Source organism: Kribbella capetownensis, assembly GCF_004331485.1.
In the GTDB taxonomy this organism is placed as follows: Bacteria; Actinomycetota; Actinomycetes; order Propionibacteriales; family Kribbellaceae; genus Kribbella; species Kribbella capetownensis.
This window is the reverse complement of record NZ_SJKD01000001.1, coordinates 1737015-1755345: the sequence shown is the minus strand read 5'-3', so window position 1 is coordinate 1755345 and position 18331 is coordinate 1737015. Positions and strand designations below refer to the sequence as shown.

13 protein-coding genes are annotated in these 18331 nt (G+C 68.8%); 8 read left to right on the top strand and 5 right to left on the bottom strand.

Annotated features, from left to right (window positions below; genetic code table 11):
* Positions 1–5: 5 nt before the first annotated feature.
* Positions 6–1772: a prenyltransferase/squalene oxidase repeat-containing protein gene (locus tag E0H75_RS08640; protein WP_131512644.1), complete on the top strand. Its 1767-nt coding sequence runs from the start codon at positions 6–8 to the stop codon at positions 1770–1772.
* 22 nt (positions 1773–1794) lie between these two features.
* On the opposite strand, the gene E0H75_RS08635 is transcribed toward E0H75_RS08640, so the two are convergent.
* The gene (locus tag E0H75_RS08635; protein ID WP_131512643.1) at positions 1795–3969 is read right to left on the bottom strand and encodes a glycosyl hydrolase family 28-related protein; all 2175 of its coding nucleotides are present in this window, start codon (positions 3967–3969) and stop codon (positions 1795–1797) included.
* Positions 3970–4139: 170 nt separating this feature from the next.
* Here E0H75_RS08635 and E0H75_RS08630 point away from each other — a divergent pair, with 170 nt between their 5' ends.
* The 7 genes from E0H75_RS08630 to E0H75_RS08600 all read left to right on the top strand — a co-directional run bounded on the left by E0H75_RS08630 (position 4140) and on the right by E0H75_RS08600 (position 12832).
* Entirely contained in the window at positions 4140–5165 is a 1026-nt protein-coding gene (locus E0H75_RS08630; protein ID WP_131512642.1) for a LacI family DNA-binding transcriptional regulator, read from the top strand.
* Positions 5165–6760 carry an FAD-dependent oxidoreductase gene (locus E0H75_RS08625; protein WP_131512641.1) on the top strand — a complete coding sequence of 532 codons (1596 nt, stop codon included), beginning with the start codon at positions 5165–5167 and terminating at the stop codon, positions 6758–6760. The genes E0H75_RS08630 and E0H75_RS08625 overlap by 1 nt, the downstream gene beginning before the upstream one ends.
* A gap of 27 nt (positions 6761–6787) precedes the next feature.
* Entirely contained in the window at positions 6788–8035 is a 1248-nt protein-coding gene (locus E0H75_RS08620) for an ABC transporter substrate-binding protein (RefSeq protein ID WP_131512640.1), read from the top strand.
* Positions 8032–8970: a carbohydrate ABC transporter permease gene (locus tag E0H75_RS08615; RefSeq protein WP_202872865.1), complete on the top strand. Its 939-nt coding sequence runs from the start codon at positions 8032–8034 to the stop codon at positions 8968–8970. Before E0H75_RS08620 ends, E0H75_RS08615 begins: the two co-directional genes overlap by 4 nt.
* 7 nt (positions 8971–8977) lie before the next feature.
* Positions 8978–9808 carry a carbohydrate ABC transporter permease gene (locus E0H75_RS08610; protein WP_131512639.1) on the top strand — a complete coding sequence of 277 codons (831 nt, stop codon included), beginning with the start codon at positions 8978–8980 and terminating at the stop codon, positions 9806–9808.
* Between the two features lie 72 nt (positions 9809–9880).
* The gene (locus tag E0H75_RS08605; RefSeq protein WP_131512638.1) at positions 9881–10720 is read left to right on the top strand and encodes an alpha/beta hydrolase; all 840 of its coding nucleotides are present in this window, start codon (positions 9881–9883) and stop codon (positions 10718–10720) included.
* A gap of 150 nt (positions 10721–10870) precedes the next feature.
* Positions 10871–12832 (top strand): HNH endonuclease signature motif containing protein, encoded by a 1962-nt coding sequence (locus E0H75_RS08600; protein WP_131512637.1) that lies wholly within the window; start codon positions 10871–10873, stop codon positions 12830–12832.
* A gap of 543 nt (positions 12833–13375) precedes the next feature.
* Here E0H75_RS08600 and hemB read toward each other — a convergent pair.
* From hemB to E0H75_RS08580, 4 genes are all read right to left on the bottom strand, one after another.
* Positions 13376–14362 carry a porphobilinogen synthase gene (hemB, locus tag E0H75_RS08595; RefSeq protein WP_131512636.1) on the bottom strand — a complete coding sequence of 329 codons (987 nt, stop codon included), beginning with the start codon at positions 14360–14362 and terminating at the stop codon, positions 13376–13378.
* A gap of 4 nt (positions 14363–14366) precedes the next feature.
* The gene (locus E0H75_RS08590; protein ID WP_131512635.1) at positions 14367–16037 is read right to left on the bottom strand and encodes a bifunctional uroporphyrinogen-III C-methyltransferase/uroporphyrinogen-III synthase; all 1671 of its coding nucleotides are present in this window, start codon (positions 16035–16037) and stop codon (positions 14367–14369) included.
* 89 nt (positions 16038–16126) lie between these two features.
* Positions 16127–17008 (bottom strand): hydroxymethylbilane synthase, encoded by an 882-nt coding sequence (gene hemC / locus E0H75_RS08585; RefSeq protein ID WP_131512634.1) that lies wholly within the window; start codon positions 17006–17008, stop codon positions 16127–16129.
* Entirely contained in the window at positions 17005–18288 is a 1284-nt protein-coding gene (locus E0H75_RS08580; protein WP_131512633.1) for a glutamyl-tRNA reductase, read from the bottom strand. The genes hemC and E0H75_RS08580 overlap by 4 nt, the downstream gene beginning before the upstream one ends.
* Positions 18289–18331: the final 43 nt, after the last annotated feature.

Here is an 18331-nt window from a genome sequence, read left to right as displayed (position 1 = left end):
GCCCGATGCAGCGCCGTACCTTTCTCGCCGGTTCGCTGACCACTCTCACGGTCGGTGCACTGCACTCGACCACCCAGCACCCCACCGCCGCGGCGAGCGCCGCAGGAGCCACCGTGGACGACGACTTCCTGACCGTTCTCACCGACGCCAACCAGAAGCAGATCCCGCTGGTGCTCGGCAACTACCAGAACGCCTCCGACAGCATCCGGACCGTCGCCCGCAAGGCACGGCGCCTCATCTCCGGGTACGTCTGGGGCCGGTCGTCGTACCACCACGACGCCTCGCTGCTGGCCCCGCTGCAGTGGCTGGTCGAGCAGTTGGCCGCGCGGCAGCACGACGACGGCCTGTACGACGTCGGCAACCTGCACTCACCGCCGGACAGCGCGTTCGCGATCCAGGACGTCTGCATGCTGTACGCCCTGCTCGACGCCGACGACCAGCCGGCCACCCTGCCGCACCGCGCGATCCTCGAGCAGGTACTGCGGAAGGCCGGCCCGGCACTGGCGAGCGGGGGTGTGCACACGCCCAACCACCGCTGGGAAGTCTCGGCCGCGCTTGCGCGCACACACCACCTGTTTCCGGATCGCCGGTACGCCGCCCGCATCGACGACTGGCTCGACGAGGGCATCGACGCGACCCCGGAGGGCTTCTACAGCGAGCGGAGTTCGACGTACGCCGCCGAGGTGACGAACCCTTGTCTGCTGACGATCGCGTGGTTGCGGGACAAGCCCGAACTACTCGGGTACGTCCGGCGCAACCTGGACTCGACGCTGTACCTGCTGGAGCCGAACGGCGAGGTCGACACGACGGCCTCGCGCCGGCAGGACCAGAAGGGGATCCGCGAGGTCTGGTGGTATCTGACGCAGTACCGCGAGCTCGCGCTGCGCGACCGGGACGGACGGTTCGCGACCGTTGCCAAGAGCATCGAGCAGCGCGGGACCGGTGAGCTGGGCGACTTCCTCGCCGAGGTGCTCGAACGGCCGGAGCTCTCCGCAGTCCTGCCCGCCGCCGAACCCGTGCCGACCGACTTCGCCGAGCACTTCCCGACCCAGGGGTCGGCCCGGATCCGGCGTGGCGATCGCACCGCGACCGTGTTCGGCGGGACCGACTTCCACGACCTCCCGGTGATCTCGTCCGGGCTGTCGACCAACCCAACCTTCTTCAAGCTCCGCCAGGGTGCGGCGATCCTCGACTCGGTCCGGTTGTCGCCACAGTTCTTCAGTACCGGCCACTTCCGCAGCGACGGCCTGCGTCGTACGGGCGATCGCAGCTTCAAGCTCGCGGACGAGGTGAAGGTGCCGTACCACCTGCCGCTGCCCAAGCGCTACCGGCGCAAGGACGGGCTGTACGCACTGACGCCGGACGGCCGGTTCTACGCGTCGATGGACTTCCCGCACCGGCCGAAGCAGTACCGCACGCTGCGGACCGAGGTCACCGTCGTCGAGGTGGGCAACGGCTTCGACCTGACCTTCGATCTCGACGGTGACGAGACGTCGTACGCGATCGAGCTCTGCTTCCGGCCGGGCGGCACGTTGGCCGGCGTCGAGGCACTGGATGCCCCAGGCAACTACCAGCTGGTGGGCGGCACCGGTAGCTACACCGTCGGCTCCAACCGGATCGAGTTCGGCCCTGGCTCGGGCGCCGCCCGGGTCGGCATGGACCCGGGCGAGCGCTACACGTACCTCGGTGGCAACCTGACCCCGGACGGCCTCCGCGTGTACCTCACCGGCCGCATCCCGACTCGTCAGGTGCTCAGGCTGCGGACCGCCTAGCGGCCTTCGACAGCTCGCCGGGTCATCGGATTTCCAGGAGGGTGAACTCTGGGTCGGGGACGACGCGGGCGGTGCGGATGTCGGCGGCGGAGGCGCCCCACTGGGTGAACTCGGGGGTCTTGTCGCGGTAGCCGCGATTGCCGCGGAACGTGATGTCGCGGGACTGTTCGAGGCCGACGCCGTACGGCGAAGGGCCGAGGACCGTGGCGACGCGGAAGAGGACGGAGTTGGCGAAGCGCAGGTCGTGGCAGTGGTCGAGTTCCACGGCCTGCGACTGCCAGCCGTAGATGTGGTCCTCGGTCTGCAGGCCGAAGAACCGCCAGCCGGACACGTGCCGGAGGACGACCTCGCGGTACCGGTGGTGTTCGATCGAGAGCTCGTACGCCGATGTCGGGACACTCGACGACTCGACCAGGAGTCCGCTGTCGGCCCAGCCCGCCGCGCTCCAGATGTTCGACAGGACGCCTCCGCCACCGCGGACCCAGACGCCGTACTTGTGCTTGCCCTTGTAGGTGTAGCCGGGATCACCACTGGCGACGTCGTCGGGATGCCATTTCACGAACTGCGTGGTGATGTCGGCCAGGTACGACGCACGCCCCGACCCCCAACTGATGTTCACCGATCCTGGCGTGTTCTGGGCGGTGTCGAGGCCGAGACCGTGCACGATGTTGCGCCCGCCGGCCGGGGTCTCGACCAGCGCCCGCGGCCGCTCGGGATCACCGAAGTACGACGTACCGTCCGGTGTACGCAACCAGGTCTGACGGGGATGCAGACCGATCAGGTTGGAGTTCTTCCGCAGTCGCAGCGTCCCGGCGAGCACATACGCACCGATCGGCACGAAGACGGTCTCATGCCGATCCACGGCTGCCTGGAAGACGGCGAGATCGTCGGAGCCTGATCCGGCAGTCCGTCCCATCCGCCCAGCCACGTCGGTGATGCTGACCCACGTGGACACCGGCGGCAGATCGGGTACGTCGGACACCAGCAACTCCCCGATCCGGGTATCGCGGGACCCGAGCGACACCACGACACCGTCGGCCCGCGATTCGCGCGACGACAGTCCGCGGGTGATCCGCAGGCCGTACGTGAGCTCTCGCACGACGCCGTCCCGCGCCGGTGTACGGCGGCCGCTCTGAGCCAGCGTGAGCAGGGTTGGCGTGCTGCGGACGACGCTGTCGATCAGGTTGACCTGGTTGCTGTAGCGAATCCGTGGATCGGTGGCCCCGGGCAACTGGTCGCTGTCGTTGATGACGATGCCCTCGGCAACGTGGTCGAGTACGCAGTTCTCCAGGTAGAGATGGAGGAACTGACCGGGCGCACATTCGGCCCCACACGGAGCATCGGCCAGGACGGTGCGGACGAGGACCAGTTTCGCGTCGTTGTTCGCCCGGATCGCGGTCTCGCGTTGCCCGGTGAAACGGCAGTCCAGCACGGTGGTCGGCCACCCGGCTGAGGCGGCGTACGCGTTGAAGCCGACCGCGCCACCGCGGACGCGGACCCGCTGGATCAGGTTCGCGTTGTGGTCGATCCCGGCCCGGCCGTCGCCCACGTCGAGGTCGAGGTCCTGCAGGACGCACAACTGCGCGCCGCCGAACCGGACCGCGATCGCCTGCGGGTTGCCGGCGCCGATCGTGACGTCCAGGTTGATCAGCCCGGAGCCGAAGGTGTCGTTGTTCGCATAGGTGATCGGCCCGCCGACCGGCCGGCGCCGGAACGAGAACACGTCGCGCGGCGTGGTTCCGGCATACCCGGGGCTGTTCTCCGCCAGCACGAACCGCGGGCGTTGCCGGCCGAAGCCGATGATGCGGACCGAGTCGTGCACGTCGATCGGTGCGGACAGGCGGTAGGTGCCAGGCGGGACGAGGACGATGCCGCCACCGTCGCCGAGCGGGAAGTCGCGGCCACCACCGAGGATGTCGCCGAGCCGGTTGACTGTCCCGCGCCTGGACGCCTCGTCGACTGCTGCCTGCAGCGCGGCCGTCGCGTCACCGGACACCTCGAAGCCTGGTGACCCGAGCACGACCGCGGTCGGATCGGGTGGGCAGGCGTCGTACGCCGACCGGAAACTGACCGGGTCGCGATCAGGCCCGTGGGAGTCGGCGCCGACCGGGCTCGCGGACGCCGGCTGGGAGAGGAGCACGACAGGGCTTGCGACGGCTGCGGCGGCCAGACCGGTGAAGTGGCGACGACTCAGCATGGAGACCTCCTCGCGATGAGCGGACTGCCGTGAGTGTTCTTCGCCGCCGCACCACTGGTCAAGATCCTGGTAATGATAATTCGCATTATCAACGCGACCCGGCCCTTGACGACGATTCGGCGGCTGCTCTACGGTTCACGGCAATGCGTATTACTGCGAAGGATTGATCGATGCCGGACAAGGCAACCACCCGACTCACCCAGCGCGATATCGCGCGGCTGGCCAAGGTCAGCCAGACCACGGTGTCGCTGGTGCTGAACAACCGCAGCGACGCCACCGCGCGGATCCCGGCCGAGACCCGGGACCGGGTCCTCAAGGTGATCCGCGAGACCGGTTACCAGGCCGATCCGCTGGCTCGCCGGATGCTGAAGCAGCGCAACCAGATCCTCGGCGTGTTCACCTACGAGTCGGTGTTCCCGAGTGCGAGCGGCGACTTCTACCACCCGTTCCTGGCCGGCATCGAGGACTGCGCGGAGCAACTGGGCTTGGACCTGCTGCTGTTCACCAGTGCACCGGTCACGTCCGGACGACGGCAGATCTTCCACGAGAACAACCGGCTCCGGATCGCCGACGGCTGCCTGCTCCTCGGTCGTCAGATCCCGTCCGACGAGCTGGCCCGGCTGATCGCGCAGGAGTATCCGTTCGTCTCCGTCGGCCGCCGCGACGACGCCGGCGGCCCGGTCCCGTACGTCGGGGCCGACTACGTCGAGGCCACGCGGGTCGTGGTGGAGAAGGCGCTGGCGCTCGGGCACCGGCGCATCGCCTTCGCCGGCCCTGGGGCCGGCGCCGAGTCGTCGGCCGACAGGCTGGTCGGCTTCCGGGCCGCCGCCGGCGCACGCGCGCCGTGGCTGCCGGGAGCCGATCCCGACGCACTGCTCGACGCACTGCTCGAGCGGAAGGTCACCGCCGTCTTTGTGGAGGAGCGGGCGGATGCCGTCGCCCTGCACGCGACTGCGACGGCGCGGGGCGTCCAGATCCCGGCCGACCTGTCCGTCATCGCGCTCGGTGACTCGACCCGGCCGGCCGAGAGCGACATCGACTTCACCGGCTTCCACGTGCCACGGCGGGCGATGGGCCTGCAGGCGGTCGAGTTGCTCGAGGCCATCCTCAGCGGCACCGCCAGCGAGCGCCAACTGCTGCTCCCCTGCGAACTGACCGACGGCACCACCCTCATTCCACCCAGCAAAGGGCTCTGATGCATGCAGATGTTCTCGTGGTCGGCGGCGGGCTCGGCGGAGTCGCCGCAGCCCTGGCCGCGCTGCGCGCCGGCCGCTCGGTCGTCCTGACCGAGGAGTTCGACTGGCTCGGCGGGCAGCTGACCAGTCAGGCGGTCCCGCCGGACGAGCACAGCTGGGTCGAGCAGTTCGGCGTCACAGCGTCGTACCGGGCGTTGCGGGAGGGCATCCGGGACTACTACCGCCGCCACTATCCGTTGACGTCGGCGTCTCGCGCGGATGTTCACCTCAACCCTGGCGCGGGGTACGTGTCGAAGCTCTGTCACGAGCCGCGGGTGGCGCTGGCTGTGCTGGAGGCGATGCTCGCGCCGTACCGGGCTAGCGGGCGGTTGCAGGTCTTGCAGCCGTATCGTCCGGTGGCAGCTGACACTGACGGCGATCGCGTGACTGCGGTGACCGTGCAGCATCGCGAGGGCGACGTGCAGGTCACTGTCACGGCGCCGTACATCCTGGACGCGACTGAGACCGGGGAGTTGCTGCCGCTCACCGGGACCGAGTACGTCACCGGCTTCGAGGCGCAGACCGAGACCGGTGAGCCGAGCGCTCCGGCGGAGGCGCAGCCGCTCAACATGCAGGCCGTGTCGTACTGCTTCGCGGTCGACCACGTCGACGGTGATCACGTCGGGGACAAGCCGGCCAACTACGCCTTCTGGCGGAACTACCAGCCCTCGTTCTGGGGTGATCGGCTGCTGTCCTGGACAGCGCCGAATCCGCGCACGCTGGAGAGCACGCGGCGTACGTTCACGCCCAATCCTGACGACGACCCGCTGGCTGTGGTCGCGGATCAGCGCCGGACCGGCGGCGACACGAACCTGTGGACCTTCCGCCGGATCGCGGCCCGCCGGCACTTCGTTCCCGGTGCGTACGACAGCGACATCTGCCTGGTGAACTGGCCGATGATCGACTACTTCGAGGGCCCGGTCATCGACGTACCGGAGGTGGCGAAACACCTGGCGGCGGCCAAGGAGTTGTCGCACGCGGTCCTCTACTGGCTGCAGACCGAGGCGCCGCGGACCGATGGTGGCGCCGGCTTTCCCGGGCTGCGGTTGCGGGGCGATCTGCTCGGATCCACCGACGGCCTGGCCCAGGCGCCGTACATCCGGGAGTCCCGGCGGATCAAGGCGGAGTACACGATCGTCGAGCAGGACCTTTCGGCCGCGATCCGCGGCGACCGGGGTGCGGCCGTGTACGCCGACAGCGTCGGGATCGGGATGTACCGGATCGACCTGCACCCGTCGACGGGCGGGGACAACTACATCGACGTGGCCAGCAGCCCGTTCCGGATCCCGCTCGGCGCGCTCATCCCGCAACGCGTCGAGAACCTGCTGCCGGCGAACAAGAACCTCGGCACCACCCACATCACCAACGGCTGCTACCGGTTGCACCCGGTCGAGTGGAACGTCGGCGAGGCCGCCGGCCTGCTCGCGGCCTTCTGCCTGGACCGCGACGTCAGCCCGCGTGCGGTCCGCGGCACTCCCGCCCTGCTCGGCCAGTTCCAGGACCGGCTGATTGCCCAGGGCATCGAACTCGACTGGCCGGCCATCACAGGCTACTGAGTACCGGCTACTGACGGAGGACACCTGATGAAGACGCTGACAGCGGCACTGTCCGCCGCGGCCCTGCTGGCGTTGGCCGGCTGTGGTGGCGGCGGGTCCGGCTCGGCTGACGAGGGACCCGTCGACCTGCGGATGACGATCTGGAGTGCGAACGCCAAACACCTGGCGCTGTTCGACCAGATCGCGGCCGGCTACAAGAAGGATCACCCCGAGGTCGGGAAGATCACCTTCGAGCCGATCCCGTTCGACAGCTACACGACCACGCTGACCACCCAGATCGGCGGCGGCAACGTGCCGGACCTGGCCTGGATCTTCGAGAGCAGCGCGCCCGACTTCGTCTCTTCGGGCGCACTCGAGCCGATCGACAAGGACGCTGACCTGGTGCCCAGCACGACGGCCAACTGGGAGAAGGACGGCAAGCTGTACGCCTACCCGTTCTCCACCTCACCGCTCGGCGTCTTCGTCAACACCGACCTGGTGAAGGCGGCCGGGCGACCGGCGCCGGCCGAGCAGATCGCGGCCGGGACCTGGACCTGGGACGAGGCCGCGAAGACCGCTGCCGCGGTTCAGGCGCGCGGCGGCAAGGGTGGGCTGGTGGTCGGCGACTTCGACTACAAGGGCTGGGACACGCTGAACGCGGTCTGGGCCGGCTGGGGCGCGCGGCCGTGGAGTGAAGACGGCAAGACGTGCCAGTTCGACCAGCCCGCGATGGCGGACGCGATGACGTTCCTGCACAAACTGGTCTTCACCGACAAGGGCATGCCGGGTCCGGGGGTGACGAAGGACTTCTTCGCGGGCGACTCCGGGATGATTCTGACCCAGATCAGCCGGGCCGCGCTGCTGGAGAAGGCGAAGTTCAAGTGGGATCTGGTCCCGCTCCCCAAGGGTCCGGCGGGTGACTACTCCGTCGTCGGGCAGGCCGGGATCGGAGTGTTCAAGCGCGGCAAGCATGCCGACGCGGCCAAGCAGTTCCTGGCCTACTTCACCAACGCGGAGAACTCGGCCAAGCTCGCGCAGTTCTTCCCGCCACCCCGCAAGTCGCAGCTGAACGCCGCCACGCTGGGCAAGGCCAATCCGCTGCTCAAGCCGGCACAGCTGGACAGTGTCGTTGTCCAGGGCATCGAACGCGGCACGATCAAACCCAGCCACACCGGGTACGCCGAGATCCAGCAGACCGTCCGCGCGTCGCTCGACCGGCTGTGGAAGCCGGACGCGGATGTGAAGGCCGTCCTGGCCGGGGTGTGCTCGAAGATCAATCCATTGCTGGCGAAATGACCCTGCTCCTGGAGAAGCCGGCCCGGGCGCCGGCGATGACGGACAAAGCGCCGTACTGGACGATGCGGCGGCGCGACGAATTGGCCGGCTGGCTGATGGTCGCGCCACAGCTCGCCGGGATCGTTGCCTTCGTCATCGTTCCGCTCGGGCTGGTGGTCTGGTACAGCCTGCACGAGTGGAACGTGCTGGCCGGCTCCTTCACCTTCATCGGAGCGGACAACTACGCGGCGCTCGCGGACGACCAGCAGCTCGGACCGGTGCTCAGGGCAACCGGATTGTTCTCGGCCGGTCTGGTCGTGCTCAACCTCAGCCTGGCGTTGTTCCTTGCTGTGCTTCTCAATCAGAAGCTGCGTGGCACGGTCGTGTTCCGCACGTTGTTCTTCTCGCCGGTCGTGGTGACGCTGGTCGCCTGGACGATCGTGTGGGGGTTCCTGCTCCAGGACAACGGCGGTGTGAACGCGTTCCTCGACGTACTCGGGATCGACGGACCGAACTGGCTGCGATCCGGCGGTACGGCGATGGCGTCGGTGATCGTGGTCCAGTTGTTCAAGAACGTCGGCCTCAACATGGTCCTGTTCCTGGCCGCGCTACAGGGTGTGCCGGCGGAGTTGTACGAGGCGGCGCGGATCGACGGTGCGTCGGCGTGGGCGCGGTTCCGCCGGGTGACCGTGCCGCTGATCAGTCCGACGATCTTGCTGACGATGATCCTGACGATCGTCGGCTCGCTCCAGGTGTTCGCGCAGATCGCCGTACTGACGCAGGGCGGTCCCGGAACGTCGACGACCGTGCTCGTCTACTACCTGTACCAGCAGGCGTTCCAGTTCCACCACTTCGGATACGGCGCGACCCTCTCGCTGCTGTTGTTCTTGATTGTTCTCGTGCTGACAGTCGTGCAGTGGCGGATGCGCCGGAGGTGGGTGTTCCATGAAAACTAGGCCAGGCATGAGTCCTAGGCTCAAGGTGCTGCTGTACGGCGTACTGCTGGTCTGCTGTGTGCCGTTCGTGTTTCCGATCTGGTGGATGGCGACGACATCGCTGAAGCCGCTGTCCGAGATCTTCGCGTTCCCGCCGTCGCCGCTGCCGGGGTCGCCGACGCTGGACGCTTATCGGCAGGTGTTCGAACTGCAGCCGTTCGGCCGGCAGTATCTGAACAGTCTCTACATCGCTGCGGTGGTCACGTTGGGGACGCTGGCGGTGTCGGCGCTGGCCGGGTACGCGTTCGCGCGGATCCGGTTCCGGGGTGCGGGGATCGTGTTCATGATCGTGCTGACCGGGCTGCTGGTGCCGAACGAGGTGACGATTATCCCGCTGTACCGGATGTTCGACACGCTCGGACTGGTGGACACGCACTGGCCGCTGATCCTGATCCCGATGCTCGGTGCACCCAGCGTGCTGGCGACGTTCATCATGCGACAGTTCTTCATCACGCTCCCCGCTGAGCTCGAGGAAGCCGGTCGCGTGGACGGTCTCGGCCGCTTCGGGCTGTTCTGGCGGATCTGCCTTCCACTCGCCCGGCCGGCCGTCGGAGCCGTCGCCATCTTCACCTTCCTGCACAGCTGGAATCTCTATCTGGAGCCGATCGTCTTCCTGTCCAGCAAGTCCAAGTTCACCATCCCGCAGGCGCTGACGCAGTACGTCGACGCGTACGGCGGCCCGATGTGGAACACCCAACTCGCCGCCGCCACCCTGTCGGCGCTGCCGGTGCTGATCATCTTCGTGCTGGCGCAACGGCAGTTCGTCGAAGGCCTGGCCCAGACCGGTCTGAAGGGCTGATCGCCGCCGCGGCTCGGCCGCTTCTCCGCGGGTGGGGATTGTGGTCTACTGCGCGAAAGGGGGTGCGGGCGGATGGCCACAGCACGAGAGTTGGGCGAGGTCGAGATCGCGAATACCTCCGGGCGGCCGGTGGTGATGTTCATTCATGGGCTGTGGTTGCTGGCCGGGAGCTGGCAGCGATGGCGGGAGAAGTTCGAGGCCGCCGGGTATGCGACGGTGGCGCCGGGGTGGCCGGATGATCCGGAGAGCGTCGGCGAGGGGCGGGCGAATCCCGCGAGCTTCGCGGGGAAGTCGGTCGGCGCGATCACGGAGTACTACGCGGACATGATCTCGCGGCTGGAGCGGAAGCCGGCGATCGTCGGGCACTCGTTCGGCGGGCTGATCACGCAGAAGCTGGCCGGCATGGGCCTCGCGACCGTTTCGGTCCCGATCGACCCGGCGCCGGGACGAGGCATCCTGCCGTTGCCGTTGTCCGCGCTCAGGGCGTCGTTCCCGGCCCTGCGGAACCCGGCGAACCGGAAGAAGGCCGTGATGCTGACCTATGGCCAGTTCCGGTACGCCTTCGTGAACGCCGTACCGGAGGACGAGGCCCGGAAGCTGTACGACGAGTTCCCGGTGCCGGGGCCCGGGCTGCCGCTGTTCCAGGCCGCGGTCGCCAACATCAACCCGAACAGCGAGACGATCGTCGACCGCGCCAACCCGAACCGCGGCCCGATGAAGTTCCTCTCCGGCGAGAAGGACCACACCGTGCCCCCGGTCCTCGCCACCGCGGCCTTCCAGAAGCAACGCGACAACCCGTCCGCCACCGAGATCGAACAGCTCACCGCCCGCGGCCACTCCCTCGTCATCGACACCGGCTGGGAACAGGTCGCCGACATCACCCTAGCCTTCATCCAGAAACACCACTCCTGAATTCACGCCAATTGTTGCCCAACGCAACATCCTGAACCCGATTGTCCACAGGACGCTTGACTGTGGATAACCTCGCGTCCTGGAATCCCTTTGAGTACAAGGAGTTTTCGGGGCCGGAAACTGTCGGTGGGGCTGTTTAGAGTTCTTGGCATGGAGATCCTCGGCGAACGGCCCGTCTGGTCGATGAGCGACAGCGAGAAGCTGTCGACTCTCGACGCGGTCGTCGCCGAGGTGGCTCGGCTGGAGACGATCAAGTGGCAGCTGATCGCCGGCCTCGACCAGTCCGGGTACGCCAAGGACCTCGGCGCCGGTGACACCGCCCGCCTGCTGTCCCAGCGGTACCGTATCGACGGCACCGCCGCCCACCGGGACGTCCGCGTCGCCACCCGCCTGACCAGCCACCCCGCCACCACGGCCGCTCTCCCGGATCCCAGCGTGCCTTTCCCCAACCCAGCATCTGACGTGGCTCTCAGCGATTCGGACGCTTCCACGGCTGGAGCCTGGCGCGTTCATCCCGCGCAGGCCGATGCGATCATGTCGGTCCTGGCCAGGGTGCCCTCGACGGTGCCGGCTGACGACATCGAGTTCGCCGAACGGCAACTGATCGACCTGGCGGCCACCCACACTCCCTCCGAACTACGCCGCGCGGGCAAGAAGATCCGCGACATCCTCGACCCCGACGGCCCCGAACCGGACGAGCAGGCGGCGTACGCCCGCGAATCCCTCACGCTGAAGACCGCCGACCGTGGCGTCACCTTCCGCGGCTACCTGGCCAACGAGAACGCGGAGCTACTGCGCACCCTCATCCATGCCCAGGCCAAACCGCACAAGACGATCGACAGTGAGCTCGACCCCCGTCCCCGCGACAAGCGCCAAGCCGACGCCCTCACCACCGTCCTCAACACCGCCGCCACCGCCCACCTAACCAGCGCCCCCGCACGCCACATCCGCACGTCCCCTCAACCAACCACAGCCACCGGGACCGCAGCCGGCACCGCCCACACGTCGACCGCACCACCCACCCGCGGCACAGCGTCGAGCAGCACCATCACGCCAGGCGCCGAAACAACCTCCACTACACGCACCTCCGCCCCCAACCGCACCACAACCGCAGACACCACCGGCACCCCAACCGACTTCGCCAACGCCAACTCAGACACCAGCACGACCTGCGCCGTTCAAGGCACACTCCCCGGCACCACCGATCCTCATCAAGCGATCGGATCGGTTGCCACCGTGGTCGAGGACGGTGATGGTTCGGGTGTGGATGGTGGGTTCGTGCCGGGGTTCGGACCGAAGGCACAGATCAGCGTGACCATCGACTTCGACGATCTGCGCGCCGCAACCGCGAACGCGACCGGCGCCCTGGTGTTCGGCGACGACCTGTCAGCCGGGGCCATCCGCCGCCTGGCCTGCGATGCCGAGATCCTCCCGATCGTGCTCGGCGCCAAATCGCAGCCACTAGACGTCGGCACCAGCCAACGCCTCGTCACCCGCCCGATGCGCCGCGCGCTCAACGCTCGCGACAAGGGTTGCGTCGTCTGCGGCGCACCACCGATCCAATGCGAGGCCCACCACGTCGTGCCGTGGCTCGACGGTGGTGTGACGGCCGTGTCCAACCTGGTACTGCTCTGCAAGCGCCACCACAACGACCTGCACTCCGGCCACTGGCACATCCGAATCATCGACGGCGTAGTCCGCGTAACCCGCCCCACCTGGACCACCCCCACCGCAATCCCACCCGGCAGATACCAACCACCGCCCGCCCCAAGTCACCACCCCACAACCCCACCCCCACGCGTCGCCCCCTGGAACGACGACCCCGAACCCGCCGTACACCCCTCCCCACAAACTCACCCCCAACGCATCGACCCCTGGAACGACGACCCCGAACCCGCCGTACGCGCGTCCACGCCACCGCCGCCCACGCTCGCCGCACCCCCACCCTTCGACCCATGGGACGACAACGCCTTCACAGCAATCGACACCCAGCGCCCCCGCGTCAACCATCACGCCTGCTCCGCAGCTGACCTAGTTGCCGAGAGCAATCACTTCGGACCGTCGAGACAACACTCACCAGATGTCCTCGAGCCTGCCGACGCGCAGCCGTAGCCGTCGGGCATCGCGCTTCGCCGAATGCCGCTCAGCGAGCACCAGGACGTCCGCCATAGAGTCTTGATCCGCAGTCGCGCGGCAGAATCCGCGCAGAGTTGAGGCCCGTTTGGCGGGATCGGTCTTTCTCTTGCTAGCCATGCACACATCACCCGTCAAGCGCCCCAGCGTAGGCCGGGGTGTTTCCCACCCCACCAGTTCGTCGGGTAGCCCGTTGACACCCAGCCGAGCCTCACCGGTTGTTCCCTCGAGGGAGCAGCGACTCGTACGCCAACCCCGCACCACAGCCGCCCAAGCCCCAAAAGCCGCGACGATCAGCCCGCACGGAAGACCCGGGCGGGTCGGAGCGGGCGCGACAAGCAGCGCCTGCGTAGCACGTGGGGTCTTCCCCAGCTACCGTGACGACAGTCGGCTAGCGGATGGACGCCAGCCAGGCCCTCGATCGCGGGCGGCAGCCCGCCAGGAAGCACCGGGTGGGTGGGAGCGTGCGTGGCGGGTGCGACGGAGGGGTGGCTACGTGGCGCGCGTGGGGCGGCTAGGGGCTCAGCGGTGGTTGAGGAGGTGGGCGGCGTCTTTGGCCCAGTAGGTGAGGATTGTGTCGGCGCCGGCTCGGCGGATTGAGGTGAGGGTCTCGAGGAGTGCCTGGTCTCGGTCGATCCAGCCGTTGGCGGCTGCGGCTTCGACCATGGCGTATTCGCCGGAGATGTTGTACGCCGCGACCGGGACGTTCACGTGGTCGCGGACCTGGCGGATGATGTCGAGGTACGCGAGGGCCGGCTTCACCATCACGATGTCGGCGCCTTCGGCGATGTCGAGGTCAACCTCGCGGATCGCGTCGCGGGCGTTCGCGCCGTCCTGCTGGTACGTCTTCCGATCACCCTGCAGCGACGAGTCCACCGCCTCGCGGAACGGACCGAAGAACGCGGACGCGAACTTCACGGCGTACGCCAAGATGACGGTGTCCAGATAGCCGGCCGCGTCGAGCGCCGTACGAACAGCTCCGACCTGGCCGTCCATCATCCCGGACGGGCCGACCACATGCGCGCCGGCGGAGGCCTGCGCGACACCCATCTCCGCATAGATCGACAGCGTCGCGTCGTTGTCCACGCGACCAGCGGAGTCGAGTACGCCGCAATGCCCGTGCGAGGTGAACTCGTCCAGGCACAGGTCCGACATCACCAGCAACTCGTCGCCGACCTCCGAGACAGCGTCCCGGATGGCGACGTTGAGGATCCCGGCAGGATCCAGCGCACCCGACCCGACCTCGTCCTTGACCTCAGGTACGCCGAACAGCATCACGCCGCCGAGTCCGAGCTGAGCCGCCTCGGCGATCGCCTTCCGCGCGGTGTCGCGGGTGTGCTGGACGACGCCCGGCATGGACTTGATCGCGATCGGCTCCCGGGCGCCTTCGCGGATGAACATCGGCAGGATCAGCTGCCGCGGCTCCAGCGTGGTCTCCGCGACCAGCCTGCGCACCGCCGCCGACGACCGAAGCCGCCGCGGCCTGACCTCCGGGAAACCACCAGACACGGACCTAGCTCTTCCTGCGTGAGCCCGAGCGCCGCTCGGACGGGCGGGTGACCGGTTCACCGGCCTCGACCATGGTGTCACGCCGGTCCGCACCGAACCGGGCGAGGGCGTCGGCCAACTCCTCGGCGGCCGGCGTCTCGGCCATCGCGTCGACGCGCAGCCCGTGCTCCTCGGCCGTCTTCAGTGTGGCCGGGCCGATCACCGCGATCACCGTCGACGCGTGCGGCTTGCCGGCGATGCCGACCAGGTTGCGCACCGTCGAGGACGAGGTGAACACGACCGCGTCGAACTTGCCGGACTTGATCGCCTCGCGGGTCGGGGCGGGCGGCGGAGCGGCCCGGACGGTCCGGTACGCCGTGACGTCGTCGACCTCCCAGCCGAGATCGGTCAGGCCCGCGACCAGTGTCTCGGTGGCGATGTCCGCACGCGGCAGGAACACCCGGTTGATCGGGTCCAGCACCTCGTCGAACGGCGGCCAGTCCTCGACCAGGCCGGCGGCCGACTGCTCGCCGGACGGGACCAGGTCGGGACGGATGCCCCAGGCACCGATCGCCTCGGCGGTCTTGTCGCCGACCGCGGCGATCTTGAGGCCGGAGAACGCCCGCGCGTCCAGGCCGTACTCGTCGAACTTCTCCCGGACCGCCTTGACCGCGTTGACCGAGGTGAACGCGACCCACTCATAGCGTCCCTCGACCAGGCCGCGGATCGCCTTGTCCATCTGCTGCGGGTTGCGGGGCGGCTCGACCGAGATGGTCGGGACCTCTTCCGGCATCGCGCCGTAGCGCCTCAACCGATCCATCAGCGGCCCGGCCTGGTCCTTGGTGCGCGGCACCAGGATCCGCCAGCCGAACAGCGGCTTGGTCTCGAACCAGGACAGCGCCTCGCGCTGCTCGACCACGGCACCGACCACGATCACGGCCTCGCCGGTCACCTTGGCCGCGCGCAGGTCCGCGACGATCGTCTCCAAGGTCCCGACCACACTGGTCTGCGCGGTCGTCGTACCGCCGACGGTCACCGCTACCGGTGTGCCGCCGTCGAAGCCGGACTCGATCAGAGCGGTCACAGTGTCCTTCAGAACGTCCACGGCGTTCAGCAGGACCAGCGTCTGCTTCGGGTTCAGCCTGCCCAGGTCGAGCTTGGCCTCGGCCAGGTCGAGCACGGTGACCTCGCGGTCGCTCTTCATCGTCAGCGGGATCCCGGCGTACGTCGGAACGGCGCTGACCTCGCTGACACCGGGAATGACGTTGAAGCTGATGCCGGCCTTGCGGCACGCGGACGCCTCCTCGGCACCGCTGGAGAAGGTGAACGGGTCGCCGGTGAGCAGGCGGACCACGTTCGCCGAGGTCTTGGCCGTCTTCACCACCAGCCGCGCCCGGGCGGCGACCTTCAGCGCCCGGCTGCCCTCGGCGCCGGACCCGTCGATCACCTCGACGCCCGGGGGGCAGTACGCCAGGAACGCATTGTGCTCGGGGCCCTCGACAACGACCGCGTCGGCGTTCGCCAGTACGTCGCGGCCGGCCAGGGTCAGCAGGGACGGGTCACCCGGCCCGACGCCGACGAACGTGACATGGCCGAGTGGTCTGGTCTGCTTGACCGTGCTGGTGGCGGCGGCCTTCGCCGGCACCTTCTGAGGTGTGCTGGATGCTGCGGTGGCCGCTGTCTTCGCGCTGCTCACGTCTGCCTTCGCCCTCGTCCTCGTCCTGCTCGTCTTGTGCGCCGTCTCATGGGCCCCCTTGTGGGCGGCCGTCGTTCCCCGTGCCGGTGTCATGTTCGCTCCAGCAACTCGTTCGCCAGCGCTTTGCCCAGGGCAACCGGATCGTCCACCGGCCCGTTCGCGGAGAGCCGCCGTACGCCGTCGTCCTGGCCGAGCGCGCCCCGCAGCCACAGCTCCGGGCCGTCCTCACCGTCGACCACCTCGGCGAGGGCGCCGACCGGAGCCGTGCAACCCGCCTCGAGCGTGGCCAGCAGTTGCCGTTCCGCCGTGACCGCTGCCCGGGTGGCCGCATCGTCCAGCGGAGCCAGGGCGGCCAGCACCTCGGTGTCGCCCTCCCGGCATTCGATGCCCAGGGCACCTTGTCCCGGTGCGGGCAGGACCTGGATCGGATCCAGGGTCTCGGTCACCTCGGCGAGCCGTCCCAACCGGGACAACCCTGCCCTCGCGAGGACCACCGCGTCCAATTTGCCCTCGGTGACCATCCCGATCCGGGTGTCCACGTTGCCGCGGATCCCGGTGCATTCGATGCCGAGGCCGAGCGCGTCGAGCTGCGCCACCCGGCGAGCCGCGCCGGTGCCGACAAGTGCACCCGTGGGCAGCTCCCCCAGCGTGAGTCCGTCGCGGGCGACCAGCACGTCGCGCGGGTCCTCACGGACCGGGATCGCGCCCATGGCCAGACCCTCGAGTGGCTGGGTCGGCAGATCCTTCAGGGAGTGCACGGCGATGTCGATCTCGTTGGCCAGCAAGGCGTCGCGCAGTGCGCTGACGAAGATGCCGGTACCGCCGATCTGCTCCACCGGCGCCCTGTTGACGTCCCCGGTCGTGACGATCGGCACCAGCTCGACCTCGTGGCCGAGCTCGCGCAGCCAGTCGGCGACCATGGTTGCCTGGACGGTCGCCAGCGCGGACCGCCGGGTGCCGAGCCTGATCATGCGTGCTCACCTCCGCGCGCCTTCGGCGTGGTCACCGCGTCGACCGTCGCCTGATCGAGGGCGAAGAGTTCGCGCAGTGCGTTCGCGTACGTCGGCCCGCCCGGATCAGCGGCGAGCTCCTTCACCCGGACCGTCGGGTTGTGCAGCACCTTGTCGACCACGCGGCGAATCGTCCGGGTGACCTCTTCCCGCTGGACGTCGTCCAGGCCGGGCAGCCTGCGCTCCAGCCGGGCCAGCTCGGAGTCGACCAGCTCGGTCGCCATCGCTCGCAGCGCGACCACCGTCGGCGCGACCGAGGCGGCCCGCCGGGTCGCCTCGAACGTCCCGGTCTCCTCGCTGACGATCCGGCGTACCTCGTCGACGTCGGCCTCGCTGCCGCCGGCCGTTCCCGCGATGTCGGCCAGGGTAACGAGCGTGACGCCAGGGATGCGTGCGGCCTCGGGAGCCACGTCCCGCGGCAGAGCGACATCCAGTACGCCGAACGGCCGGCCGTCCGTCGCGTTCCGGATCATCTCCTCGGTCAGTACGACGCCTCGCGCGCCGGTGCACGACACGACCAGCTCGGCCTCGGCCAACGCGTCGGGCACGTTCGCGAGCTGGATCGCCGTACCGCCGACCCGCTCGGCCAGCGCGACCGCGCGGTCGTAGTTGCGGTTGGCAATGGTCACGCTCTGCGCGCCGCCGTTGAGCAACGTCTGTGCAGCCAGCGAGGCCATCGAGCCGGCGCCGATGACGAGCGCTCGGCGGCCTTCGAACCCGCCGAGAGCCTCCAGCCCGGCCGACACGACCGAGCGGCCGGCCGAGTCGATGCCGGTCTCGGCGTGCGCACGCTTGCCGACCCGCAACGCGTGCTGGAGCAGGGCGTTCAGCTCGGTGCCGACGGTCTCCAGATCCTGGCCGACGCGCAGCGTTTCCTTCACCTGGCCGAGGATCTGGCTCTCGCCGACGACCATCGAGTCCAGCCCGACCGCGACCTGGAACAGGTGCGCGACGGCGCCTTCCTCGAAGTGCACGTAGAGGTGCTCGGCCAGATCCAGCAGCGGTACGCCGGTGACGTCGGACAGGATCGCGGTGACCTCGTCCATGCCCGCGTGGAAGCGCTCGACGGTCGCGTAGACCTCGGTCCGGTTGCAGGTGGCGATCACCGCGGACTCGGCGACGGCCGGGGTGTTCTTGACCGCCAGGGCCAGCTTGGTCGCCGCGTCCGGATCGAGCGCCACGCGCTCGAGGACGTTGATGTCAGCTGAGCGGTGGCTGATACCGACGACCAGATAGCTCATCCTCGTCCTCGCTTCGCCGCGGGCGCGGATGAGCTCGAGCTGC